Below are 25,477 nucleotides of genomic sequence, written 5' to 3'. Positions count from 1 at the left end.
TTGTAGCACAAAAAAGCCGGATAATATATCCGGCTTTTTTGGGTGGTATTTTGATTCTCGATGGCCAAATAGCCAGCGTGCTACATGGAACGATGCTGGGCCGTGCGTTTGCGCAGGGCTTCGTAGTTGGCGGCGGCCACGGCGTCGATTTTGCGCGGTTCCAGGAAGTTGGTTTTGATTTGCGCCTCGCGCTCGGCCCCGCCCATGATGACGTTGATTTCGCCGGCCAGCAGGCCCTCAATGGATGCTTTGGCCACGTCTTCGGCCGAGTCCATGCCCTTCACCACGGCGGTTTTCATCATGTCGGTATCGGTGGCGGAGGGGTACACGGTCATCACGTGCAGCGGGTGCTGAAAAAGCTCGCGGCGCATGGCATCGGAAAACTGGCGGATGGCGGCCTTGGTGGCGGCATACACGCTGTAGAAAGGCATGGCCAGATAGCCATAGCCGGAAGAAATATTCATCAGTGCGCCATCCGGGCTCTGCAGCAGGAGGGGCAGAGCTTTCTTGGTGAGTAGAATCAGGCCGGTCAGGTTGATGTTGATTTGGCTGATGATATCGTCGTCGGGCTGGTCGGCGAGCAGGCCGGCGCTCACTACCCCGGCGTTGTTCACCAGGATGTCGAGCCCGCCCCACTCGCGGGTGATGGTGGCCATGGCGCGGTCGAGGTCGGCGGGCTGGCCCACATCGCCGGCAATGAGCAGCAGCCGGGCCTCGGGGAATTCCTGCTTCAGGGCATCGAGGGCCGCCTGTTTGCGGCCCATCACGGCGAAGTCGCGCACGCCACGCCGGATGAATTCGGCCAGTAGTGCTTTGCCAATGCCGGCGCTGCCGCCGGTTATAAATACTTTCTTGTTTGCTAGTTCCATCGGGCCAGGCTGCCGGGATGGTGTGCGCGCAGCCAGCTTGGTTGTACCAGTGCGGCCCCCGAAAGGTTGGGGGAGAGGCGTCCGGTCAGGCTACCGAGCCTGATTAAACAGCCGCGGGTTGAATACCTTGCTGGGTCTTGATGAGCACCGGTAGTTTGGCTTTGCCCTTGGCCCGGCCTTTCCTGAACGTGATGGTCCAGATGCTGTCATAATCATTATCGGGCCATTCCAGGGGTTCTATGATACCCAGGGCCTCGGCGATTTTCACAATGTTGTGATGCTCCCATACCAGCAGCACGGTGCCGCGGTGGTGCCGAAGCTCCTTCACGAGGCCCTTGATTTCGTCGGGGGCGTAGTCGCTGTTGATGGTCAGGTTGTGCTGTACGGCGTAGGGCAGCACGGTTTGCATCATCCGCACGCGGGTCGTGTCCTCCTTGTCGGTGCCAATGCACGGCACGTAGGTGAAATGGGGTGGCCGGGGCAGCAGGTTATTGAGCACTTCAGGCAGGGCCAGCGCCCGTTCGAAACCTTCGGGGGAAAGGTTGTCGCCCTCCGTAGGCTTTTCGCCGTGCCGGATAATGACAATCTGCAGCAGGGGGCCTTTGGGGGCGGGTGGGGCTTTGGGATGCACCGGGTTGAGGTGGTACAGCAGGAAAAGCTTGGTTCTATCTATTTCGGTGAAGTGGGTTATCATGAGTCTAAGCAGTGTAAATGCGGCATACTAGCCCGGCAGGCGCAGAGTTACAAATGAGCTTTGTTCAACCCCTTTTTGATTTGTCAATACAATCAAATTGGAACGAGCTGGCCACTGGACTGGCAATGGACTGGCGCGAGTTTAGGCGCAGCCATAACTCGTGACCAACGATGACGTGGAGGCTGTGCCTCCACTGCCGCGCCAGCGGCAAACTGACGGGAGGTCATCTTTCTGCCGAATTGTTCTGATGTGAGGCGCAGCCTCGCCCGGAAGGTGGGCACGAGTTACGCTGCGCTAAACTCGCGCCAGTTGTGAGCCGCCCCCGCGCCCTCCACCGCCGCTGCTGAAGCTGGGAGCGGCTTGGAGTAGCGGGTGAATCAGGGGCGTGGTATTAAGTTCGCAAAACGCGAACTTAATAGCTTATATTTGATGTACCCTTATGAAAGTCCACCTCATCAAACGGCAGACCGTGGAAGGCTTTGTCGCCCGCCACGCACGAAGTCGGGCTGCCTTCGCACTCTGGCTAACGGCCGTGAAATATGCCGACTGGAACACGCCCGCTGATATTCAGCAAACCTTCGGCGCGGCCGACTTACTAGGCAACGGCAGCAACCGCGTTGTGTTTGATATCGGTGGCAACAACTACCGGCTGATTGCCAGCTATGCGTTTGGCGAGCGGCAGGTGCATTTGTTCGTGTGCTGGCTGGGTACGCATGCCGAATACGATAAGCTCTGCGCGAAAAACCAGCAGTACACCGTCAACCTATACTAGCTACTATTATGGAAACGCTGAAATACACCGTCATCAAAACCGAGCCGCAATACCAGACCTATTGCACCAAACTCGAAGCCTTGGTAACCCAACCCAACCCCACCGCCGCCACCCAGGAAGAAATCGACCTGCTCACCCTGCTCATCGAAACCTGGGACCACGCCCACGCCACCCTCCCCGAAGCCGACCCCATCGACCTGCTGCGCTCCCTCATGGCCGGCCGTCACCTGCTGGCCAAAGACCTGGTAACCGCGCTGGGCCTCAGCAAAGGCGCAGTATCCGACATCCTGAACCGCCGCCGGGGCCTATCGAAAGAGGTTATCCGCCGCCTCGCCAGCTACTTCCAGGTCTCTCAGGAAGCATTCAATCGGGCCTATGAATTGACTGTGGCCGCGCCTCTGCCCCGCAATGCGCGGGTGGTCCACCAAGGGCAGGCGAAAGTGGCCGCATAGCATCTGCTGCCCCCAAAGCCGCTGCCGAAGCGGGCTGCGTCGCGCCGCCGCGCCCGGCTGGCCCGCGTGGGCGGGGCCCCTTTACGCACAACACCCTGCCCTCCCGAGATGGGGAAGGCAGGGTGTGCATAATATTATATCTTGTTGCAAGCATGAACTTGGCCTAGCATAGAATTTTGTTGTATTACCTTGCTTATCCTATGCGAAAGGGTAATTGCTCGAATGGTTTTTTTAAAAGTAACTATGGTCTCTATTCACAACATCTTCGACAGATTCAGTCATAAGGAAGGAAAATATCATATTGTATTGTATGGCGAAGAAAAAAAGATTACAGTGCCAATTGCGTGCGGCAATGACATCACCGAATCTTTAGATTCGCAATTGACTTATATCCGTACTGATTACGCAGATGAATTTTGGAGTGAAGAAGAAGTAGCTTCAGTCAAATTGTGTGTGGGTAGAGTTTTAAATGGTATAGGTATCCGTATGTATGTTTCAGCAACCCCATTTTGGAGTTCTGATAAAAGAACACAGAGGCCGGCAAGGAATAGTAAATCTTCTCACCCTTACTATAAAGGGGTTGTAATTAAGCTCGAAGACGACCAAGAATCTCCACTCGATTTCACAATTGCTACACCGGAAACTGAACCTGAGCTATACGTTTTTAGAAGTCAAAATTTAAAATTAATAGGTATTGCTGCTGCAAATAAAATTGGTGAATTGAATATAAGATAAGTCATTCAGATATAAAAAATAGGCCCGGTGTTATTTCAAGTAACACCGGGCCTATTTTTTGAAATGACAATTACATATTCCGCCGGTACTGCCCACCGACCTCAAACAGCGCATTCGTAATCTGCCCCAGCGAGCAGTATTTCACCGTTTCCATCAGCTCGGCGAAGAGGTTGCCGTTGGCCACGGCGATTTGCTGGAGCTGCTTGAGCCGCGCCGGGGCCTGGTCGGCGTTGCGCTGGTGCAGCAGTTGGAGCATGTCGATTTGGTACTGCTTTTCCTCCTCCGTGGCGCGGATGACTTCGGCCGGCACCACCGTGGGCGAACCCTTCGACGAGAGGAAGGTATTCACCCCGATGATGGGGTACTCGCCCGTGTGCTTCAGCATCTCGTAGTGCATGCTTTCCTCCTGGATTTTGCCGCGCTGGTACATGGTTTCCATGGCCCCGAGCACGCCGCCGCGCTCCGTGATGCGGTCGAATTCGAGCAGCACCGCCTCTTCCACCAGCTCGGTCAGCTCCTCGATGATGAAGGAGCCTTGCAGCGGATTTTCGTTCTTGGCCAGCCCCAGCTCGCGGTTGATGATGAGCTGAATGGCCATGGCCCGGCGCACCGATTCCTCGGTGGGCGTGGTGATGGCCTCGTCGTAGGCATTGGTATGCAGGGAGTTGCAGTTGTCGTAGATGGCGTACAGGGCCTGCAACGTGGTGCGAATGTCGTTGAAGTCGATTTCCTGGGCGTGCAGGCTGCGGCCCGAGGTCTGGATGTGGTACTTCAGCATCTGGCTGCGGGCGTCGGCGCCGTACTTCAGTTTCATGGCTTTGGCCCAGATGCGGCGCGCCACCCGCCCAATCACGGCGTACTCCGGGTCGATGCCGTTGGAGAAGAAGAAGCTCAGGTTGGGCGCGAAGTCGTTCACGCTCATGCCCCGGCTCACGTAGTATTCCACGAACGTGAAGCCGTTGCTCAGCGTCAGGGCCAGCTGGGTGATGGGGTTGGCCCCCGCCTCGGCAATGTGATAGCCCGAAATCGAGACGGAGTAGAAATTCCGCACCTTCTCCGTGATGAAGTATTGCTGCACGTCGCCCATCAGGCGCAGGGCAAACTCGGTGCTGAAAATGCAGGTGTTCTGGGCCTGGTCTTCCTTCAGAATGTCGGCCTGCACGGTGCCGCGCACCTGCGTCAGGGTCCGGGCCTTGATGGCGGCGTACACGTCGGCGGGTAGCACCTGGTCGCCGGTCACGCCGAGCAGGAGCAGGCCGAGGCCGTCGTTGCCGGCCGGCAATTCGCCCTGGTAGCGGGGGCGGGCCTGGCCCAGCGCCGCGTAAATCGCGTCGATTTTAGCGTGCGTTTCCGCTTCCAGGTCGTTTTCCTGAATGTAGAACTCGCACTGCTGGTCGATGGCCGCGTTCATGAAAAACGCCGCCAGCGTGGCTGCTGGGCCGTTGATGGTCATTGAAACCGACGTGCTGGGGTTGGCCAGGTTGAAGCCCGAGTAGAGCTTCTTGGCATCGTCGAGGCAGGCAATGCTCACGCCCGCATTGCCGATTTTACCATAGATATCGGGCCGCAAATCAGGGTCTTCGCCGTAGAGCGTCACCGAGTCGAAGGCCGTGCTCAGGCGCTTGGCGGGCAGGCCCATGCTCACGTAGTGGAAGCGGCGGTTGGTGCGCTCCGGCCCGCCCTCGCCGGCAAACATGCGCGTCGGGTCTTCGCCCTCGCGCTTGAAGGGGAACACGCCGGCCGTGTAGGGGAATTCGCCGGGGAAGTTTTCCTGCATGGCCCAGCGCAGGCGGTCGCCCCAGCCGGTGTAGCGCGGCACCGATACCTTTGGTATCATGTTGCCCGACAGTGATTTGGTGTGCGTCTGTACCCGGATTTCCTTACCCCGCACCGAATACACGTACTCCGGGTCGCGGTAATTTTGCAGCGTGGCTTCCCAGTTTTCCAGAATGGCCTGGCTGTCGGCATCGAGGCGGCGGAGCTGGGTTTGCTTGTTCTTGCTGAACTCCTCCACGGTGCCGGCCGGGCTGGCTTTGTCGGCGCCGTAGTGCTCTTCGAGCTTGGCAAACGCGCCGGCTACTTCCGCAATGTTGGCCTGCTCGCGCACGCGCTGGTCGTAGGCGCGGTTGGTCTCGGCAATCTCGGAGAGGTAGCGGGTGCGGTGCGGTGGGATGATGTAAATCTTCTCTGAGTCCTCGCCGCTGGTTTCCAAGTGCGAGGCGAAGGTGGCCCCGGTTTTAGTTTCCAGCATCTTCAGCACCGCGCGGTAGAGGCGGTTCATGCCCGGGTCGTTGAACTGCGAGGCAATGGTGCCGAATACCGGCATCTGGTCGGTAGGGGTGTCCCACAGGCCATGGTTGCGCTGGTACTGCTTGCGCACGTCGCGCAGCGCATCCAGCGCCCCGCGCTTGTCGAATTTGTTGAGCGCAATGACATCGGCGAAATCGAGCATGTCGATTTTCTCCAGCTGCGTGGCCGCGCCGTACTCCGGCGTCATCACGTACAGGCTGGCGTCGGAGTGCTCGATGATTTCGGTGTCGGACTGGCCGATGCCGGAAGTTTCCAGGATAATCAAATCGTAGTTGGCGGCCTTCACCACGTCCACGGCATCCTGCACGTATTTGCTGAGGGCCAGGTTGCTCTGGCGTGTAGCCAGGCTGCGCATGTACACCCGCGGCGAGTTGATGGCGTTCATCCGAATCCGGTCGCCGAGCAGTGCGCCGCCGGTCTTGCGCTTGCTGGGGTCCACGGATATAATGGCGATGGTCTTGTCGGGGAAATCCATTAGAAAGCGCCGCACCAGCTCATCCACCAGCGAGGACTTGCCCGCGCCTCCCGTGCCCGTAATGCCTAAGATTGGTGCCTGATGCTTGGTGCCTAGTGCTTGGTTCTGATTTTTCTCTTCCAACTGAAAATCGGAAACCAACTGCGACTTTACCCGCTCAAACTCTTCGGGAAAGTTCTCTGCGGCCGAAATCAAGCGGCCAATGCTGCGCGCGTCTTTCTCCTTAACGTGGCCGGCCTCACCGTTCAAATTTTGGCCCGTCGGAAAATCGGCCTGCTCCAGCAGGTTATTAATCATGCCTTGCAGGCCCATGGCGCGGCCGTCGTCGGGCGAGTAGATGCGGGTGATGCCGTAGCCCTGCAGCTCCGCAATTTCCGTGGGCAGAATCACGCCGCCGCCGCCGCCGAAGATTTTGATGTGGCCCGCGCCGCGCTCCTTTAGCAGGTCAAAAATGTACTTGAAATACTCGTTGTGCCCGCCCTGGTAGCTGGTAATGGCAATGGCCTGGGCATCTTCCTGAATGGCGCAATCCACGATTTCCTGCGCCGAGCGGTTGTGGCCGAGGTGAATTACCTCCGCGCCGCTGCTCTGGATAATGCGGCGCATGATGTTGATGGCCGCGTCGTGCCCGTCGAACAAAGCGGCGGCGGTAACGATGCGAACGTGATTCTTCGGTTTGTAGGGCGCGGTGGGAGCGGGGTGCATAATTAAGGAGTAGCGCGAACTCTCAGTCCGCGACCATAAGGGTGAAAAACGTAGACGAAGGTACGGGAAACGCCCCGGCGGGGTCGGCCGGGGCAAGTCTCCAGCCGGGTTAGCAGTATTCCGTTTGCAGATAGTCCAGAAACTCCGGCCACGTTCGGCCGACTACGGCCGGCGTTTCGGCATCGTGGCCAATAAAAGGTGTCTGCACGAAGTTGCTGGTGGTTTTAGCAATGGCAAATGCCTCACCGGCCCCATCCGAGCCAATGAGAAAATAGCCGGGATAATGCTCATTCGCACTATATTCGGCATTGAATGGCAGCAATTCATCGGCCTCAACCAAGTAGGCCCCGCCAAATTCATAGCCGCTGTCTGTGGTGAATAAATAGCCCAGATATTCTTTGGGAGGTACGAAGTCAAGGGTATCGACAAACGCTTGTTGGTAGGGGGGGAGCATACGGGCAGTAAGGGAAAAATTCAGCGGGCAAGGTACGAAAAAAGGCCCTGGCAACTTGCCAGGGCCTTTTCATGCCTGTGTCAGGCAGCCGCCTTACGCGGCGTCCAGTGCCTCGCGCAGCGCCTTGGCGGCGGCGGCGGGGTCGGCGGCGCCGTAGATGGCGCCACCGGCTACGGCTACGGCCACACCGGCCTGCTTCACGGCGGCAATGGTGTCGATGTTCACACCGCCCGCGATGGAAACGGGCACGCCGGCACGCTTGGCCTCATCGATGAGCACCTGGATGGAGTAGCCGGGCAGGGCCTGCTCGTCGAGGCCGGCGTGCAGCTCCACGAATTCCACGCCGAGCTTGCTCACTTCCTGCGCGCGCTTCACCCGGTCCTTCACGCCGATGGTATCCACCACCACGCCTTTGCCGTGCTCTTTGGCGGCCTTCACCGCGCCGATAATGGTGGCATCATCCACCGAGCCCAGAATGGTCACGAGGTCGGCACCTGCGCCGAAGGCCATGCCGGCTTCCAGCTCACCGGTGTCGGCGGTTTTGAAATCGGCAAACACCAGCTTGTCGGGGTGGGCAGCCTTCATGGCCTTGATAACGGCGAGGCCTTCGCTCTTGATGAGCGGGGTGCCCAGCTCGATGATGTCTACGTAGGGAGCCACTTTTGCTGCCAGCTCAAGGGCTTCTTTGGTGGTCAGGAGGTCGATTGCAACTTGTAATTTAGCCATGGTGAACGTCTGGTTTAATAGGTTGTTTAACAGGTGATTGAAAGGAAATTGAATAGTTATTCGAGGTTGGCGTGACGTTTCCAGAGCTCCGGGGCGGGCGTGCCGTCCAGGGTCCACAGCGTTTGGAAAAGGGCATCGGTGAGCAGCAGTACCGCCTGCTCGAACAGGCTGCCCGCGTACTGTTGCGAGAGGCTGCCGCCGTGGTCCTGCTTCTGGGCTGCGGGCACCAGCACGACTAAATCGGCCAGCGTGGCCAGCGGCGACTCCGCCGTGGTGGAAATGGCGGCCACCCGGGCTCCGGCGGCTACGGCCTTCTCCGCCGCCTTCACAATGGTGCTGGTGGTACCCGAGCCCGAGCCGGCCAGCAGCAGGTCGCCGGCCCCGATGGCGGGGGTAGTGGTTTCGCCCACCACAAACACCCTAAGGCCCAGGTGCATCAGGCGCATGGCGGCGGCCTGCAGCGCCAGGCCGGTGCGCCCTGCGCCCACCACAAAAACCCGTTCGGCCTGCCGAATGAGCGGGACGAGGGCGGCGGCGGCCGTCCAGTCGATGCGCTCGGCGAGCTGCTGGTTTTCGGTGATGAGCAGCTGCAGGTTCTGCTTCAGGTCCTGGCTCAGCTGCTCGGCTTGGGGTTCGCTCATCGGAGTTGTTTGGCTACTTTTTGGCGTGGATAATCCGCAGGTTCGGCGGTCCGGAAAGGGTAGCACAAAGGTAGAGTTGCCCCAAAACGAGGGTTTGCAGAATCATAGCAATTCATAGCCCTGCCCTGTCAGTATCCTATCAAATGCCGGTTTTGCCCATCGGAATTGCTCCGTAGTGGAGCAAAAGGCGTTGTCGGCCCTTATGTCGTTTCGAAGCTGCCTGGTAGGTCGGCTGCAGTCGACTTGCGAAGCAGCTTCTTCATCAAAGCAGCAGCCATTCGGGCCGCTCAGCTGTTAGCGTCCGTCTTAGCCGATACCAATATTCATGCTGCCAACCCACTTGCTGCCCGACATTCCGCTCACCCACTCGTCGGACCTGACAACCCTCATTGACCACCGCCGGGTGCAAACCCTGGAAAAGTACGAGCTGAGCATCCTCGAAACACTGGTGCCCGGCGACCAGGTGGCGCAGTCCTTCAGCGACCTGGTGCTCACTAACATGCTGCGCGGCAAGAAGGTGATGCACCTGCTCGACCAGCAGGCCTTCCACTACCTGCCCGGCAACACGATGGTGGTGCCGCCCAATCTGAAGATGATGATTGACTTTCCCGAGGCGTCGGACGAAAACCCGACGCAGTGCGTGGCCCTGGCCATCGACCGGCTGCAAATCATCGACACGGTGAACTACCTGAACGAGTTTTACCCCAAAACCGAGGACAGCTGGAGTTTCAGCTTCACGAATTACCACTTCTATAACAACGAAGAGATTACGGCCCTCATCTACAAGCTGGTCCGCATCGGGTTCGATAACTCGCAGAACAAGGATATTCTGGCCGACTTTGCCGTGAAAGAGCTGCTGCTCCGCCTCATGCAGCTGCAAAGCCTGCACGCCATCGAAAGCAACGTGGCGGTGCTGGCCACCTCCAACCGCTTTGCCTACACCCTGAGCTACATCCGGGAAAACATTGCCGAGAAGCTCAGCATCGAGGACCTGAGCGCCCAGGCCTACATGAGCAAGCCCAATTTCTTCCGCGCCTTCAAGCAGGAGTTCGGCCTCTCGCCCATGGATTACATCATCAAGGAGCGCATGCGCGTGGCCAAGCGCTGCCTTCGCAACCCCACCCTCAGCATCACCGACATCTGCTTCAAAGCCGGCTTCAACAACCCGGCCTATTTCACCCGCATGTTCCGGCAGCTCGAAGGCATGACGCCTACCGAATACCGCACGCTGGCCCTGGCCTGAGCCGCTGGCCCGCCGGTTGGCGTGTGTTAACACCAGTTTTTAAACCGGCAGGGCAGGACCTGCCATTCGTTACGCAGTTATCGTTTAGCCAAACGTCAGCGGTGGGCTTAGGGCCAGGCGCCAGGTCAAGGCCACGACAATGGCCACTCCCACCAGGCCCCAGGCCACGCGCGTGGCCTGGGGGCGCTTCACAGTTTCGGAAAATACTTCGTTGAGGCAGCCCAGGGCCAGCGGGGTCACCAGCAGGCCCATCATGGCCAGGTGCAGTGTTTCCTGCACGGTGAGGTAGGGCACTTTGGCGAGGGCAATGAAGATTCCTCCGGCCACCCAGGGCACGATGAGCGTGCTCACCACCATGAGCCGGCGGTTGGCGTAGCGCATCACCGTGTGCGAGTCGTGGGCCTGCAGGAAGGCAATGGCCCCGAAATAGCCCAGGCCCAGCTGCACCAGTCCGGCCAGCAGCGCCAGCAGCACGTTCATCACATTGCCCAGGCGTAGGAGCCAGTCGGGCACGTACCAGAAGCCCGATTGCGTGAACGTATCGGCCAGCAAAGCCCCGAATACGGCGTTGCAGGCGTGGAAAGCCACCCACAGCAGCAATAGCTTAAACTGCCCCCGTCGCGCCCGCTCGCCCCGCCAATACCAGCGAAATGCCACCAGCCCCAGCACGAGGCACACCACCGGCCCGCTGCCGTATACCCCAACGATGGCCGTGCGCCACCACTCGTTATCGGCCAGGGTATAGCGCACGTCGCTGGGGTCCCAGATTCCGTGTAGCTGGAAGTGGTGCGACACGGCCACCTTGGCCGCCTGGTGCAGGCCCCACACAAAATAATAGGCCAGCACATACAGGGCTGTGCCGTTGGCGGCCACGATGTAAAACTTGCGAGGGTCGGTTTTGAGGGAAGTAGTAGCAGTTTCCGGGTGCATGGGCAGCTTTACTGACGCGGGCAAAATTGGGGAATCAGCAAAACTAAGCTGCTGGGCTGCAATTGCGCAGCCGCACTCCGCTGCCCGGCTAAATAAGCCCCGGCCAGGACCGAAAAAGCCGCCTGGTGCCCACCGCAGGCAGCGGGCCGCAATAACTAAAATCATGGCAATATATGATAGTTGTCACGGCATTGAAGGGGGCGCCGGGTGCATCTTGCAGTAGTCAGAAAACCTACGGGTAATTCTGTTTTACTGGCCTTTAACGCCCCCTGTTATGGTTACGCCCTCGCTGTTTTTTTCCCTGCTACTGGTGCTTGGCCTGCTGGCCATTGGCCTGCGTCGTGGTACCCCGGCCCGCTCCGGTGCCTATTGAGAGGCTATGCGAGCAGGCGGACAGCTGGCAAAAAAGCCGGCAGCCCGCCTGCTCGCATAGCTGGTAATCCATTTGCCCTTTTCCTATCTCTTCGCCATGAAAAGTCCCCCCGCAACGATTAGCACGGAAGAGCATTTGGCCGATGCCGACATCACGGCGGCCATCGAGCTGTTGTTTATGCTCAAGAAAGGCGTCACGTCGCACCTGGTGGAGGTGGCCACGCACGAAGGCATTGTGGTGCTTAGCGGCTTCACCGACAACCTGCTGGCGCGGGAGCGGGCGGCCGAAGTGGCCAAAGCCGTGCGCGGCGTGCGCGGCGTGGTAAACGAGCTGGCCATTCGCACCCCCGATGTGCCCAGTGCCGAGCTGCAGCGCCGGGTAGTGCGGGCCCTGCAAAACGACCCCGCCGTACGCCGCTACCACGTACACAGCTACGCCAGCGACGGCGAAATCGTGCTGCAGGGCACTGTTCAGACCTGGGCCGAAGAGCTGCTGGTGCTGCGGGCCCTGCGCGGCGTGCCCGGCGTGCGCCATGTGCACAACCGCCTGGTGGTGCGCGGCGGCCCGGAAACGGCCGCCGATGAGGACATCGCCGCCCACATTCGCAATTGTCTGGCCTGGGACCTGCGCGTGAAAAGCCCGCTCGTGAATATCGTCGTCGACCACGGCGTGGTACACCTGAGCGGCACCGTGGGCACGGCGGCCGAGTTCGACCACGTGCTGGCCACCGCCTACCGGGCCGGGGCCACCAGCGTGGAGGCCGCGCAGCTACAGGTAGCCCCGTGGGCATTGGATAAGGCGCTACGCCACCAGCGGTTTGCTCCGAAACCGGACGAAGCCGTGGCCCAGGCCGTGCGCGATGCCTTGCGCTACGACCCGCGCTGCCAGCCCGATGCGCCCACCGTGCAGGTTGAGCAGGGCACCGTGACCCTGACCGGCACGGTGGGCAACCTGCGCGCCCGCCGCGCCGCCGGCCAGGATGCCCGCAATGTATTGGGTGTGAAGGAGGTGTGCAACCTGCTGCAGGTAAGCCCCGCCGCGCCCGTAGCCGATGATGTGATGGAGCACCAGGTGAGAGAGGCCCTGGCCGCCGATGCCTACCTGGCCGGCTACGACTTGCAGGTGAGCGGCCACCACGGCCGGGTGCAGGTGGGCGGCGCGGTCGATTCGCATTTCGACCAGCAGCGCACGGCGGAAGTGGCCAGCGGCATCAACGGCGTAGTGGCCCTGGAAAACCACGTGCGGGTGGTTCCGGGGCGGGCGCAACCCGACGATGAAGACGATGATGCGGCCGACCTCACCGGCCCCGCCGCCGACCTGGCCCTGGAGCAGCGCATCCGGCTGCATTTCTACTGGTCGGCGCTGCTGCACGACCAGGAAATTGAGGTGCGTGTGGCCAACGGCCGTGCCACCCTCACCGGCCCCGTGGATACGTGGCTGGAGCGCCAGCGCGCCGCCACCGATGCCCGCGACTGCGGAGCCCGCGAGGTAAACAACCACTTACGGCCGCTGCACTGAAGGCTGCTGACCAATTATCAACCGATAAATATAAGCGTATGATGACATGACTATGACTTGCTAATCAACGTACTAGAGTTGTTGCGAAGCAAAAAGCCTTGATAATCAATTAATTATGTCAAAAATAAAAACCGACAAAAATTGCAAAGAGAACGTCTAAGCCACATTGCCAATAAAATTAGCGCGATTTCATACCTGTAATAGGCTGATTTTGAGCACAAACATTACGCAACAAGTCTATTATCAAACCCGTTTCAAATCATGTCGCCGCCAATCCCAATCCCAATCCCTGCTTTTTCATTCACTGTGCAGTCCCCTCACTCCACCGAATCGCCCACCGCCGGCAGCCCCGCTACGTCCAGCTACCCGGTCCCGGAGCGCTACCGCGAGCCCCGTCCCCTGACCGAAATCGACTATGGCCTCGACGATACGCTGACCGAAGCGGCCGGCATGGCCCGCAATCCGGGCGCGCTGGGCGCTTACGCCGGCTCTTTTTAAGCCGATAAATCCGGTGGTGATGAAGCTGCCCGGGAAGTTGAATTTTTGCCGTTTATCATTTTGAGCAAGCGCAGGACGACCAGCTTTTTGGCTCCCTGAACAGCTTCAATAACCCATCCCGCAATGAAAGCGCCCCGGCAACTCTCCTTTATTGTCCTGACCAGCGTTTATTCCGAGGCGCAGCGCGCCGTGCTGTATGCCGACGAGCTGGCCGGCGGCGTAGGGGCCCACCTGCTGCTGCTGCACGCCAACCACGGCTCCTTCTGCGACCCCCATATTTTTACCGGAGAAAGCTGGCGGCCGCAGGAGCTGGCCGATGCGCCCGGCATTAAGGCCCGGCTGACCCAGCTGGCCGGGCAGCTCCGCGCCCCGGCTACGGTGGCGCTCCTCCCGCACCTGCTGCCGGCGGCGGCCCGGGCCCTCACCCGGCAGCACCGCCCGGCGCTGGTGGTGGTGGAGCGGCCCGCCGCCGATGCCGCCCCCCCCGACCAGGTGAGCCTGATGCTGCTGGAGCTGTTGCGTGCCGTGCAGCTGCCCCTGCTGCTGGTGCCCCATACGACCGCCCCCGCCCCGCCCCAGCGCGTGCTGATAGCCGCCGACAGCGAGCCCTTTGCGCTGCCCCCAGCCATTGATGGGGTGAAGCGGCTGCTGCACCAGCTGGCCCCTCACGTCACCATCGTGCACATATCGGGCACCGAAGCCGATGAAAACTATGCCCGGGCCAAGCACGCCGTGGAGCTTAGTGGCCTGACCACGGGCCTGCCCGATGTAGCGTCGCGCGGCTACCAGTATGCCCGCCCGGCCGATGGCATTCTGGCCGCCATCCACGATGTGGGGGCCGACCTCGTGCTGCTGCTGGCCCGCCCGCGGAGCTACCTCGGCGAGGTGTTCCCGCACAGCGTGACAGCCGAAGTGCTGCGCCGTAGCCCCGTGCCCGTGCTCATCGTGCCCGCCGCCGAATCCACGGCGGCTCCCCGCCACGAGGCCCACCACGCGGCCGATAATATTCTGGTCTAGCGGTTGGTGGTGGCGGCCCGCAACGGCAACGGCAGCGGCATCTGGCCCTGGCTGGGCCTAGTCGTAAAGGGTCGAAATCTCGATTAGCCGCTTAATATCCAGGATGGTGATGCTGCTGCCTTTGGTGCTGAGCACGCCTTCCGCCTTCAGCTCGGCCATGAACCGGCTCACGGTTTCGCGCACGGTGCCCACCAGCGCGGCCAGGTCTTCGCGCGAAATCGTGAAGCTGGGCGGGCCATCGGCCGGTTGCTGGTAGGTGCGCAGCAGCAGCAGCAGGGCCTCTGCCAGGCGCTCGCGCACGGGCTTGTAGGCCAGGTGCAGCATGCGTTCCTCGGTTTCGGCCAGCTCGTTGGCCATCAGCTTCATCAGTGAGAAAGCAAAGCCCGGATTGTGCTCGATGAGCTGAAAAAACACCGATTTGGGAATAAAGCACACCTCGGCCTCGTCGAGGGCCAGGGCATTGGCGGCGTGGCCAGTGCCGGCCAGCAGTCCCCGATAGCCCAGAATGTTGCCGTCTCTGGCCAGCCGGATGATTTGCTCCTTGCCATCGCCGCCCACTTTCGTCACCTTCACATGGCCCGAGTTGATGCTGTAGAGCCCCGCCGCGTGGTCGCCTTCCCGAAACAATACCTGCCCGCGCTGATAATGATGAGTCGTTTTCGCGGCCTCAATTAGTGCCATGTGCTGGTTGCTGGCCAGTAGGGCATCGGCCCAGTGGCGGCAATCCGGGGGGGGATGTGGGACAAATGAATTCACGATACCGGCTAATAATTATTAATGCAATATATATATATATAATTTTAATAATAATTATAAAACTTCGATGGTTTCCCGCCTGCCACCAAGCCAGTGGCACCCCACGTTCCCCGCTGCTAAGCACTAATTTGGGCCCTGGTCAGCGCCTCAGGCACATCGGGAAATATTTGGGCTGATAAACCCCGGCACGGCTGCGGCCCGTTACTTTGTTACGCCGGAAAATATTGGGTCTTGGTTTCCAATCGGTTGCTGAAGCTATTCACATATACATGTATGGGGTGTAGAGACGCGAAGTGTCGTGTCTCTACACCCCATACATGCTAAAAAACGGCTCAGAAGCGTTCAGCCAGCAACAAAACCACCGAAGGCCCTACACAGCTACCGCTACTCCCGTTGCCCGGCCAGGGTGGTGCCCGGGGGCTGGTTTTCTGCCGCGTCCTTCCGCTGGCGCAGGCTGGTCTGAACGCTGCGCTGGGTGGCGGCCTGCATGGCCAGCAGCTGCCGGCGCAGGGTAGCATCCTGGCCATATACGTCGGGGTAGAAGCGCAGCTGACCCGCCACCACCGCGCAGGTGGCGTAGCGCACGTGCAGCGGCAGGGGGCGCTTCAGAAAGATGGTGCGCGGCTGCGGATTGGCGGTGCACTGGGCTTCGGTGGGCAGCGCGGCGCTGGTGCTGTCGGGCCCCAGCAGGTAGGCCGCCAGGTGCATGGGGCGCGCCAGCTTCATGCAGCCTTCCTCCAGCGCCCGGTAGGCGTGCGCAAACTGGCCGGGCTCGGGGGCATCGCTGAGGTACAGGCCGTAGGGGTTCGGAAATCGAAAGATGATGTTGCCCAACAGGTTGCCGCAGCCCGGGCTTTGGCGAATGGTGTAAGGGAAGTTCGTCACCGTAACGCGCTGCCAGTTCACGGTGGCCGGGTTCACGGCTTTGCCTTGGGCATCGAAGAGCCGGTAGTTGTTGTTGGCCAAGAAATCCTGCTCCGGCGCGTAGCGGGCATTGGCCTTCAGGTAGGGCAGAATGTGGCGCACTGCTACGCCGTGGGGCACGTTCCACTCGGGCGCAATCGTGAAAGACGTAACCCGACTGTTCAGCGTAGGAGTGGGCCGGTCGGGCCGCCCAATTATAATCCGCTGGCTGAGCTGCACGCGGCCCTTGCGCACCACTTCTAGCTGATAAGCCGGCAGGTTCACCAGCAGGTATTCGCTGCCGGGAATGGCTTCCCAGCGCCACCGCTCCAGCGTCAGGGCCATTTGCTGGCTGCGCCGGCTGTGGGCCGGGGCATCTTTACCAGTGGCGGGCTGCCGCCGCCAGCGTGCCAGCGCCTGCTGAAGCTCCTGGTACTCGCGCTGCGGTGGCTGGCAGCGCACCAGGGCCGCCGCAAAGCCCGGCGCAGCCAGCGCCCGGGCCACCCAGGCCGCCGGCTCAAACGGAGCCCCGGCTTTTTCCAGCGGCGAAGGCGTGAAGGCGTGCAGCTGCCCCCGCCGCAAATGCCGCGCAAACAGCACCACGCCATCGGTCAGCAATACGTCGAACCGGGCCTGCCGGGCCACCTGGCCCGCCGTGCCGGCCGGCTGCGCCAGCGAATCGGTCAGCACCTTCAGTAGGGGCACATGGTACATCGCCGGCGTCAGGCCGTAGTCGCCGGCCTGGGTCAGCAACGCCAGCGCCGCCCGGCCTTTCGGCCCGGCCCCGGCATCTGCGCACCAGGCTGCCGAGTGCTGGCGCTGGGTATAAAATGCCTGCACGGCTGGTTCATCGGCCAACGCCAGCGGTAAGGTCCGCTCGGCCGCCGGCACCGCCAGCAGGCGCTGGATGCGGCCGGTCAGCGAGTCGGCCGGGTAATTGGTTGCCGGGGCACGGGGCGCGGCCAGCCGGTCGGCGTTGGTCAGCCCGAAAAGAATGGCCATCAGTGAAGCCGCCAGCAGCATGGACTTTAACGGGCGCATATTCAGGGGGGTAGGGTGAGGATGACCGCTGGCAAAGGTGGTGGGTCCGCCCCCGCAATGCTGTGATGAACGTCATGGCAAGGCATGAGATTTCTCATCTGGCCAGCCCGGCTGCCGCGATGCACTGCGCCGCGCAAAATCCGCGCTCCAAAACGAGTCCCGAAGCCGGCAGCTGCCCCGGAATTTGTCCCTCGCCAGGCCAAATCGTGCAGACTAGTTATTCTGGTCGTAATTTGCAGGCTCAAGCTAGTAAAACGGGTACTAGGGTAGCGGAAAGCCGGGCAACGGCCAGTCAGCTTCCCCGAGTTTCAACCGCCCCGCCAGCAGCCCAGCTTAAGAAATATCTGTGAAGAATATCCGCAACTTTTGCATCATTGCCCACATCGACCACGGTAAAAGTACCCTGGCCGACCGCCTGTTGGAATTCACCAGCACCGTGGCCAAGCGCGACATGCAGGCCCAGCTGCTCGACAACATGGACCTGGAGCGCGAGCGCGGCATCACCATCAAGAGCCACGCCATCCAGATGCAGTACCCCTACAAAGGGGAAATCTACACGCTGAATCTGATTGACACGCCCGGCCACGTCGACTTTAGCTACGAAGTAAGCCGCAGCATCGCCGCCTGCGAAGGCGCACTGCTGATTGTGGATGCTTCCCAAGGCATCGAAGCCCAGACGATTTCCAACCTCTACCTCGCCATCGGGGCCGATTTGGAAATCATCCCCGTACTCAACAAAATCGACCTCCCGCACGCCATGCCCGAGGAAGTGACCGACGAAATCGTGGACCTCATTGGCTGCGAGCCCGGCGATATTCTGCACGCTTCCGGCAAAACCGGCATCGGCATCGAAGCCATCCTCAATGCCATCTGCGACCGCATTCCGGCCCCGAAAGGCGACCCGGAAGCCCCCCTGCAAGCCCTGATTTTTGATTCCGTCTTCAATTCCTACCGCGGCATCGAAGTCCTGTTCCGCATCAAAAACGGCACCATGCGCAAAGGCGACAAGGTGAAGTTTATGGCCACGGGCAAAGAGTACGGCGCCGACGAAATTGGCATCCTGGGCCTGAACCAGGAGCCGCGCCAGGAAATGAGCGCCGGCAACGTGGGCTACCTCATCTCGGGCATCAAGGAAGCCCGCGAGGTGAAGGTAGGCGACACGATTACCCATGTGGCGCGGCCCACCACCGAAGTTATAAAGGGCTTTGCTGATGTGAAGCCGATGGTATTCGCCGGTATCTACCCCGTAGAAACCACCGAGTACGAGGAACTGCGCTCATGTATGGAGAAGCTGCAGCTCAACGATGCCTCGCTGGTCTGGGAACCCGAAACGTCGGTGGCCCTGGGCTTTGGCTTCCGTTGCGGCTTCCTGGGCATGCTGCACATGGAAATCGTGCAGGAACGCCTGGAGCGCGAGTTCAACATGACGGTCATCACCACCGTGCCCAGCGTGCAGTTCCACGCCATCGGCACCAAGGACCAGCTCCTGACCATCAACGCCCCGTCGGAAATGCCGGAGCCCAACCTGATTAAGCTCATTGAAGAGCCCTTCATCAAGGCGCAGATTATTACGGCGGCGGAGTATGTAGGCCCCATTATCACGCTGTGTATGGACAAGCGCGGTATCATCAAGGGCCAGTCCTACCTCACTTCCGAGCGGGTAGAGATGACCTTCGAGCTGCCGCTGTCCGAAATCGTATTTGATTTCTTCGACAAGCTCAAAACCATCAGCCGTGGCTATGCTTCGCTTGATTATGAGCTGATTGGCTTCCGCGAAGCCGACATGGTGAAGCTCGACGTGATGCTGAACGGCGAAAAGGTCGATGCCCTGTCGGCCATCGTGCACCGCTCCAAGAGCTACCAGTGGGGTAGCCGCCTCTGCGAAAAGCTGCGCGAGCTGCTGCCCCGCCAGATGTTCGACATCGCCATTCAGGCCTCGATTGGCCAGAAAATCATCGCCCGCGAAACCGTGAAGGCCCTGCGCAAAAACGTAATTGCCAAGTGCTACGGCGGCGACATTTCGCGGAAGCGCAAGCTGCTCGAAAAGCAGAAAGAAGGCAAGAAGCGGATGCGCTCCGTGGGTTCCGTCGAAATCCCGCAGGAAGCCTTTCTGGCAGTGCTTAAGATTGATTGATTTGAAAAGGCGGCTTTCGGGCCGCCTTTTTTATGCCTGTCATGCTGACGAAGGAAGCATCTTATCACGGCCGCTTTCGTCAGAATTGCTAACAACATGCGGTGCAAGGCGTGATAAGGTCCTTCGCTGTGCTCAGGATGACACATAATCCCCTTATGACTTCCGTAACAACCTCCAACCTCATCGACGGCAAGCAGACCGCCGAGGACATCAAAGCCGAAATCGCCATCGAAGTGGCCGCCCTGAAAGCCGCCGGCCAGAAGGTGCCGCACCTCGCCGCCATCCTCGTGGGCCACGACGGCGGCTCCGAAACCTACGTGCGCAACAAGGTGCTGGCCTGCGAGCGGGTCGGCTTTGCGTCCACGCTGCTGCGCTACGAAGATGATATTACCGAGGCCGACCTGCTGGCCAAAGTAGATGAGCTGAACCGCGACCCCGAGATTGACGGTTTCATTGTGCAGCTCCCGCTGCCGGCCCACATCAACCCCGAAAAGGTCATTGAAGCCATCCGCCCCGAGAAGGATGTCGATGGTTTTCACCCCATGAATATCGGCCGGATGGTGGCCGGTTTGCCGGCTCTGCTGCCCGCCACGCCCTCGGGCATTGTGGAGCTGCTGGCGCGCCAGGGTATCAAAACCAGCGGCAAGCACGCCGTGGTTATCGGTCGTTCCAATATCGTTGGTACTCCGGTTAGTATACTGCTGGCCAAGAACCTGGATACGGCTAACTGCACGGTTACTTTATGCCATTCGCGCACTCAGAACCTGGCTGAAATATGCCGGACGGCCGACATCGTGGTGGCCGCCATCGGCCGCCCCGAGTTCGTGACCGCCGACATGGTGCAGCCCGGCGCAGTGGTGATTGACGTGGGCACCACCCGCGTGCCCGACGCCAGCAAAAAAAGCGGCTATACCCTGAAGGGCGACGTGAACTTTGCCGAGGTGGCCCCGCTGGCTTCGGCCATCACGCCAGTGCCCGGCGGCGTGGGCCCCATGACCATCGCCATGCTTTTGCTGAACACGCTACGGGCCGCGAAGGGCGAAATATACCCGCACCCAGCCGGCTGATTCTTAGGAATATTTGGTTATAATTAGCTCCTGGCGTACTTTTAAAGTCCGGCCTTGGGAACGGCGTGTCCTATAGTTGGTGTTCGGGTTGCTTTGCTTCCTGAGGTTTTTTGTAATAATACCCGTGACGTTACTTACTTCTGAATTAATTGCATCTTCCGATGATGTGACGGCTGTGCCCGCCGGAACGCTGCTGCCCGTAATGGAGCAGTTCTATACCATTCAGGGCGAAGGGTATAACACCGGCCGGGCCGCCTATTTTATCCGGCTGGGCGGTTGCGACGTGGGCTGCGTATGGTGCGACGTGAAGGAATCGTGGGATGCCGACGCGCACCCCCGCCAGTCGGTAGCGCAGCTCGTAGAAGCCGTGCTGGCTTATCCCGGCCGCGATGTGGTCATTACTGGCGGCGAGCCGCTGATGCATAATCTGGAGCTCCTTACGGCCGCATTGCAGGCGGCTGGTTGCCGCACCTGGCTCGAAACCTCGGGCGCGCACCCGCTCTCCGGCACCTGGGACTGGGTGTGCCTTTCGCCCAAAAAATTCAAGGCCCCGCTGCCCGAAGTGTTGGCTGCTGCCCACGAATTGAAGGTAGTTGTATTTAATGGGCACGATTTTGCATGGGCTGAGGAACACGCGGCGTTGGTTCCGGCCACCACGCGCCTATACTTGCAGCCCGAGTGGAGCCGCGCCGCGCGCATGACGCCCGAGCTGGTTGACTACGTGAAGCAGCACCCGCGCTGGCAGGTGTCGCTCCAGACTCATAAATACCTCGACATTCCCTAGCTTACCGTATGCGTTGCATTTCAGTGTTGGGGGCCGTGCGCCTCGGAATGATGTGTCTGCTGGGCCTGGCCTCTGCCGAAATGGCCTGGGCGCAGCTACCGCCCAAAGTGCAGATGCCCACCAACACGAAGGCCCGCAGTCTACTCGAAAAAGCGCAGCAGCAAACCAAGGAACGGGACTTTGTCAAGGCCGTTGAGACCCTGAACCAGCTCAACCAGAAGTTCCCATCCTTCGGCGAAGCCTTCCTGCTGAAGGGCTCCCTGCTGAAAGCCATGGGCGACAACCGGGGGGCGCTGGCCGCCTATCGCGACGGCCTGTCCAAAGTAGTCCCCGAGCCGATTCATGCCTCCGAATACCAGCTGCTGGGCGACCTGGCCCTAAGCTACGGCGACTACCAGACTGCCCTCGATGCCTACCGGCAGCTGATGAAAGTGGCCCCCAAAGCTCAGAAAAACCTGGCCAAATCGCAGCGGCAGCTCCTCACCTGTGAGTTTGCGCTCGATGCCATGAAGCACCCCATGGGTGAAGCGCCGCTGCCGCTGCCCGCCCCGCTGAACAGCTTTAAGTTTCAGTATTTCCCGGCTCTTACGGCGGATAACCGGTTCCTGCTCTTCACGGGCCGGCCGGCGGCCAGCAGTGGCGAAGACCTGTACGTGAGCCGCCAGAACAAAGACGGCTCTATGGGTGCGCCCGTGCCGATTTCGCCGGCCATCAACTCCAGCTACAACGAAGGCGCGGGCTCGATTTCGGGCGATGGCAAAACGCTGGTTTTTGCGTCCTGTGACCGGCCCAAGGCCATTGGCAACTGCGACCTGTACATTTCGCGCCGCACCGGCAACAACTGGAGCCCGCCCATTAACCTGGGCCTCAACGTGAATTCTACGGAGTGGGACTCGCAACCCTCGCTCTCGGCCGACGGCCGAACGCTGTACTTCACCTCGACGCGGCGCGGCGGCCAGGGCCAGGAGGATATTTACGTGACCAGCCTACAGCCCGATGGCAACTGGAGCCCCGCCCAAAACGTGGGCACGCCCGTGAACACCGCCGGTAAGGACATGGCCCCATTCATCCACGCCAGCGGCACCACGCTTTATTATGTTACCGATGGCCTGGTCGGCATGGGTGGCCTCGACGCTTTTCGGTGCGAAAAGCAGGGGGCCAGCAATTGGAGCAAACCCCGCAACCTGGGCTACCCACTCAATACCTTCGAGAACGAAGCCTCCCTTTTTATCACTTCCGACAACCAGAAGGGATTCTGCTCGCGCAGCCGGGCATCAGAGGAGCCGCCCGGGGGCTACCGGCTGTCGCGCGAGCGGCCGGTGGAGCTGTTCGGCTTTGCGGTGCCGCCGGCCGTGAAGGCCCGCGAAACCAGCACCTACACCCAGGGCCGCGTATTTGATGCCAACACCAAAAAGCCGCTCAAAGCAGAAGTAAAGCTCTACGACCTCGACACCGACGTGCTCACGCAGTTCGTGACTTCCGACCCCGAGTACGGCGACTACACGGTGGTGCTCAACGAAGGCCACCACTACGCCATGTACGCCGCGGCCGATAAATACCTGCTCAAAAGCCTCAGCTTCGACTATTCCAGCCAGCACCCGTTCAGTCCCACGGCGCTGGATATTTACCTTGAACCCGTGCGCGCCGGCCGCAGCGTGGTGTTGAATAATCTGTTTTTCGATACCAATAAGTACGACCTGAAGCCGCAGTCCCGCACCGAGCTCAACCGCCTGATTGAGTTCCTGCGGCAGTACCGCGACGTGCAGATTGAAGTATCCGGCTATACCGACAACGTAGGTGCCCCCGAGTCTAACATTCAGCTCTCGCAGCGCCGCGCCCAGGCAGTGGTTGAATACCTGTCTGACCACGGCATTTCCACCACCCGGCTGCGCTCCAAAGGCTACGGCGCAGGCCACCCCCTGGCCGCCAACGATACCGAAGACCATCGCCAGCTCAACCGCCGCATAGAACTGCACATTTTGTAAGGGCGGGGTTACCCATTCCGGGCATCAGTGCCACTGGGATGATTGTGGGCTGCCGGCTTTTTCGCCGGTAGCCCCCCTGTTCGGAGAGGTGCTTATGGCACGGTAGCCTTGATGGTGCTACCGTTGCTGCCCCAATTCGTCGCACCACACCATTCAAAGCCCGCACACCAGCCCGAAAATCACTCATTTACGGGTGCCATGGCTGCTGAAAAGCCACCGTACCCGCACAGGCCGGCCTGGATAGCAACTTAAACCAACAATTGAGAGAATAGCCCTACAAGGGCTTTTTACTTAAAGTAAGGCTTTAGGTCAGGTGAAATATAATTGCATTCGTAAGGAAAAATATATGGTTTGCCCACTGGTAATTTTTTTTCCGGCCTCAGCGACTGATTATTTTAAATAAGCTATTTGACTGCAAATCAGATTGTTATTGAATAATATAAAAACCTTGAAATTAAAAAAGTGCCAGAAAAAGTATTTTTTATTCAAATTGATAATTTGTCTATGTTTGATGAGCCCAATTGCACTCCAGCAGGGCACTTGCCTTATCTCATCACCATAACCCCCACATTCCATGAAAAACTTATTCCTGGCTACTTGCTTTGCTGCGGGTGTTACCGTTACCCCAGTGGCTGTAGCCGGCCCCGGCGACGGCTCTTACTCACACGCCATGATGGCGCGGGCTACCACGCTCACCCGGGCGCTGGCGCAGCACGTACATTTCAACGAGGCCCAATACCTCTCGGTGAAGCAGCTGCACCTGAATATGCTCACCGAGCGGCGCGACCTGGAGATTATGCTCAACGGCGCCAGCGCGGAAGAGCTTGATAATCAGTTGGCCCAGGCCCAGCAGCGCTACGAAACCGAGCTGGCCGGTATCCTGCAGCCCCAGCAGCTGCTGGCTTACCAGAACCTCCGCACCAACTTTACCGCGCATCGCTTGAAATAGGGGAGGGCAACCTTCCCGGCCGGACACGAAAAAGCCCGCTCCATAGAGCGGGCTTTTTGTTTTTTAGCCGATTGGCCGGGACTAGCGGGCGGCAATGGCCGTGTAGTCGCGCTCCAGCTCGCCGGTGTAAATCTGGCGGGGACGGCCGATGGGCTCTTTGTTCTCGCGCATTTCTTTCCACTGGGCAATCCAGCCGGGCAGGCGGCCCAGGGCAAACATCACGGTGAACATCTCGGTGGGGATGCCCAGCGCTTTGTAGATGATGCCGGAGTAGAAGTCTACGTTCGGGTACAGCTTGCGCTCGATGAAGTAGTCGTCGGTGAGGGCGGCCTGCTCCAGCTCCTGCGCGATTTTCAGCAGCGGGCTGTCCTGCATGCCGAGGGCCTGCAATACTTCGTCGGCGGCTACTTTGATGATTTTGGCACGCGGGTCGAAGTTCTTGTACACGCGGTGGCCAAAACCCATGAGGCGGAACGGGTCGTTCTTGTCCTTGGCTTTGTTGATGAACTTGCTGGTGTCGCCGCTGTCTTTTTCGATGGCTTCCAGCATTTCCACAACTTCCTGGTTGGCACCGCCGTGCAGCGGACCCCACAGGGCGTTGATGCCGGCCGAAACCGAGCCGTAGAGGCTGGCGTTGGCCGAGCCCACGAGGCGCACCGTGCTGGTGGAGCAGTTCTGCTCGTGGTCGGCGTGCAGGATGAGCAGCTTATTGAGGGCGCTCACCACGACGGGGTTGATTTCATACTTCTCGGTGGGGAAGCTGAACATCATGTAGAGGAAGTTGGCGCAATAGTCCATGTCGTTGCGCGGGTAGTTCAACGGATGACCCATGTTGTTCTTATAGGTCCAGGCCGCGATGGTCGGCATCTTCGCCAGCAGGCGAATGATGTTGAGCTCCATCTCCTCGGGGCTGAGGTCGGGCGACACGCTCTGCGGATAGAAGCCGGTGAGGGCGCAGATGAGCGACGAGAGGATGGCCATGGGGTGCGTAGCCGACGGGAAACCGTCGAAAATCTTCCGCATGTCCTCGTGTACCAGCGTGTGCTTGGTGATTTGGCCGTTGAAGTGCGCCAACTCAGCCTCCGTGGGCAGCGCACCATAAATCAGCAGGTAGGCTACTTCCAGGAAGCTCGACTTTTCGGCCAGCTGCTCAATGGGATAGCCGCGGTAGCGGAGGATGCCTTCCTCACCGTCGAGGAACGTGATGGCGCTTTTGGTGGCGCCGGTGTTTTTGTAGCCCGAATCGAGGGTGACATAGCCGGTCTGGTCGCGCAGCTTGCCAATGTCAAATGCCTTTTCGTGTTCGGTGCCTTCGATAACGGGCAAGGTGATGGACTTGCCGTCGAGGATGAGTTCAGCAGTTTCTGCCATGGGCGGGAGGGGTGTGAGGGAAATAGAGTGCGAAACTAAGCCATATGGGTTAAGCCGGGAAACTTTCTCGGCTTA

22 protein-coding genes are annotated in these 25,477 nt (G+C 60.0%); 12 read left to right on the top strand and 10 right to left on the bottom strand.

All coding sequences use genetic code 11. The features are described 5' to 3' along the window. Positions 1–80: 80 nt before the first annotated feature. A complete protein-coding gene (locus KQ659_RS11240; RefSeq protein WP_216688712.1) occupies positions 81–869 on the bottom strand; it encodes an SDR family NAD(P)-dependent oxidoreductase in 789 nt (262 codons plus the stop codon). A 103-nt stretch (positions 870–972) separates the two neighbouring features. Next, positions 973–1,563 carry a histidine phosphatase family protein gene (locus KQ659_RS11235; protein WP_216688713.1) on the bottom strand — a complete coding sequence of 197 codons (591 nt, stop codon included), beginning with the start codon at positions 1,561–1,563 and terminating at the stop codon, positions 973–975. Positions 1,564–2,002: 439 nt separating this feature from the next. Here KQ659_RS11235 and KQ659_RS11230 point away from each other — a divergent pair, with 439 nt between their 5' ends. The 3 genes from KQ659_RS11230 to KQ659_RS11220 all read left to right on the top strand — a co-directional run bounded on the left by KQ659_RS11230 (position 2,003) and on the right by KQ659_RS11220 (position 3,522). Next, complete coding sequence (locus KQ659_RS11230; protein ID WP_216688714.1) at positions 2,003–2,335, top strand: type II toxin-antitoxin system HigB family toxin; 333 nt, start codon at positions 2,003–2,005, stop codon at positions 2,333–2,335. 8 nt (positions 2,336–2,343) lie between these two features. Beyond that, entirely contained in the window at positions 2,344–2,787 is a 444-nt protein-coding gene (locus KQ659_RS11225) for a helix-turn-helix domain-containing protein (RefSeq protein WP_216688715.1), read from the top strand. A gap of 243 nt (positions 2,788–3,030) precedes the next feature. Beyond that, positions 3,031–3,522, top strand: a complete 492-nt coding sequence (locus KQ659_RS11220; protein WP_216688716.1) for a hypothetical protein — start codon at positions 3,031–3,033, stop codon at positions 3,520–3,522. Between the two features lie 70 nt (positions 3,523–3,592). On the opposite strand, the gene KQ659_RS11215 is transcribed toward KQ659_RS11220, so the two are convergent. The 4 genes from KQ659_RS11215 to hxlB form a co-directional block, all read right to left on the bottom strand. Then, positions 3,593–7,012: a methylmalonyl-CoA mutase family protein gene (locus KQ659_RS11215; RefSeq protein ID WP_216688717.1), complete on the bottom strand. Its 3,420-nt coding sequence runs from the start codon at positions 7,010–7,012 to the stop codon at positions 3,593–3,595. Positions 7,013–7,121: 109 nt separating this feature from the next. Next, entirely contained in the window at positions 7,122–7,466 is a 345-nt protein-coding gene (locus KQ659_RS11210) for a hypothetical protein (RefSeq protein ID WP_216688718.1), read from the bottom strand. A 93-nt stretch (positions 7,467–7,559) separates the two neighbouring features. Then, on the bottom strand, positions 7,560–8,192 hold the full coding sequence (gene hxlA, locus KQ659_RS11205; protein ID WP_216688719.1) for a 3-hexulose-6-phosphate synthase: 633 nt from the start codon (positions 8,190–8,192) through the stop codon (positions 7,560–7,562). 56 nt (positions 8,193–8,248) lie between these two features. Next, on the bottom strand, positions 8,249–8,833 hold the full coding sequence (hxlB, locus tag KQ659_RS11200) for a 6-phospho-3-hexuloisomerase (protein WP_216688720.1): 585 nt from the start codon (positions 8,831–8,833) through the stop codon (positions 8,249–8,251). Between the two features lie 325 nt (positions 8,834–9,158). Here hxlB and KQ659_RS11195 point away from each other — a divergent pair, with 325 nt between their 5' ends. After that, positions 9,159–10,076, top strand: coding sequence for an AraC family transcriptional regulator (locus tag KQ659_RS11195; protein WP_216688721.1), 918 nt, complete (start codon positions 9,159–9,161; stop codon positions 10,074–10,076). An 84-nt stretch (positions 10,077–10,160) separates the two neighbouring features. Here the strand turns inward: KQ659_RS11195 and KQ659_RS11190 are convergent, their stop codons facing one another. Then, positions 10,161–11,006 (bottom strand): hypothetical protein, encoded by an 846-nt coding sequence (locus tag KQ659_RS11190; RefSeq protein ID WP_216688722.1) that lies wholly within the window; start codon positions 11,004–11,006, stop codon positions 10,161–10,163. 469 nt (positions 11,007–11,475) lie between these two features. Here KQ659_RS11190 and KQ659_RS11185 point away from each other — a divergent pair, with 469 nt between their 5' ends. From KQ659_RS11185 to KQ659_RS11175, 3 genes are all read left to right on the top strand, one after another. Then, positions 11,476–12,897, top strand: a complete 1,422-nt coding sequence (locus KQ659_RS11185; RefSeq protein WP_216688723.1) for a BON domain-containing protein — start codon at positions 11,476–11,478, stop codon at positions 12,895–12,897. Positions 12,898–13,203: 306 nt separating this feature from the next. After that, a complete protein-coding gene (locus tag KQ659_RS11180; protein ID WP_216688724.1) occupies positions 13,204–13,395 on the top strand; it encodes a hypothetical protein in 192 nt (63 codons plus the stop codon). Positions 13,396–13,518: 123 nt separating this feature from the next. After that, positions 13,519–14,412 (top strand): universal stress protein, encoded by an 894-nt coding sequence (locus KQ659_RS11175; protein ID WP_216688725.1) that lies wholly within the window; start codon positions 13,519–13,521, stop codon positions 14,410–14,412. 57 nt (positions 14,413–14,469) lie between these two features. On the opposite strand, the gene KQ659_RS11170 is transcribed toward KQ659_RS11175, so the two are convergent. Both KQ659_RS11170 and KQ659_RS11165 read right to left on the bottom strand, forming a co-directional pair. Continuing rightward, entirely contained in the window at positions 14,470–15,168 is a 699-nt protein-coding gene (locus KQ659_RS11170) for a Crp/Fnr family transcriptional regulator (RefSeq protein ID WP_168672799.1), read from the bottom strand. Between the two features lie 384 nt (positions 15,169–15,552). Continuing rightward, positions 15,553–17,112: a L,D-transpeptidase scaffold domain-containing protein gene (locus tag KQ659_RS11165; RefSeq protein ID WP_216688726.1), complete on the bottom strand. Its 1,560-nt coding sequence runs from the start codon at positions 17,110–17,112 to the stop codon at positions 15,553–15,555. A gap of 346 nt (positions 17,113–17,458) precedes the next feature. Here KQ659_RS11165 and lepA point away from each other — a divergent pair, with 346 nt between their 5' ends. From lepA to KQ659_RS11140, 5 genes are all read left to right on the top strand, one after another. After that, positions 17,459–19,246 carry a translation elongation factor 4 gene (gene lepA / locus KQ659_RS11160; protein WP_216688727.1) on the top strand — a complete coding sequence of 596 codons (1,788 nt, stop codon included), beginning with the start codon at positions 17,459–17,461 and terminating at the stop codon, positions 19,244–19,246. Between the two features lie 155 nt (positions 19,247–19,401). After that, entirely contained in the window at positions 19,402–20,313 is a 912-nt protein-coding gene (locus KQ659_RS11155; RefSeq protein WP_216688728.1) for a bifunctional 5,10-methylenetetrahydrofolate dehydrogenase/5,10-methenyltetrahydrofolate cyclohydrolase, read from the top strand. 202 nt (positions 20,314–20,515) lie between these two features. After that, on the top strand, positions 20,516–21,097 hold the full coding sequence (locus KQ659_RS11150) for a 7-carboxy-7-deazaguanine synthase QueE (RefSeq protein ID WP_216690687.1): 582 nt from the start codon (positions 20,516–20,518) through the stop codon (positions 21,095–21,097). Between the two features lie 8 nt (positions 21,098–21,105). Beyond that, positions 21,106–23,082 carry an OmpA family protein gene (locus tag KQ659_RS11145; protein ID WP_226915555.1) on the top strand — a complete coding sequence of 659 codons (1,977 nt, stop codon included), beginning with the start codon at positions 21,106–21,108 and terminating at the stop codon, positions 23,080–23,082. A gap of 574 nt (positions 23,083–23,656) precedes the next feature. After that, positions 23,657–24,031: a hypothetical protein gene (locus KQ659_RS11140; protein WP_216688729.1), complete on the top strand. Its 375-nt coding sequence runs from the start codon at positions 23,657–23,659 to the stop codon at positions 24,029–24,031. A gap of 81 nt (positions 24,032–24,112) precedes the next feature. Here KQ659_RS11140 and KQ659_RS11135 read toward each other — a convergent pair whose 3' ends face one another. Further along, positions 24,113–25,402: a citrate synthase gene (locus KQ659_RS11135; RefSeq protein WP_216688730.1), complete on the bottom strand. Its 1,290-nt coding sequence runs from the start codon at positions 25,400–25,402 to the stop codon at positions 24,113–24,115. Positions 25,403–25,477: the final 75 nt, after the last annotated feature.

This window comes from Hymenobacter siberiensis (assembly GCF_018967865.2).
GTDB lineage: Bacteria > Bacteroidota > Bacteroidia > Cytophagales > Hymenobacteraceae > Hymenobacter > Hymenobacter siberiensis.
The sequence above is the reverse complement of the archived record's forward strand: the minus strand, read 5'-3'. Positions and strand labels throughout refer to the sequence as shown.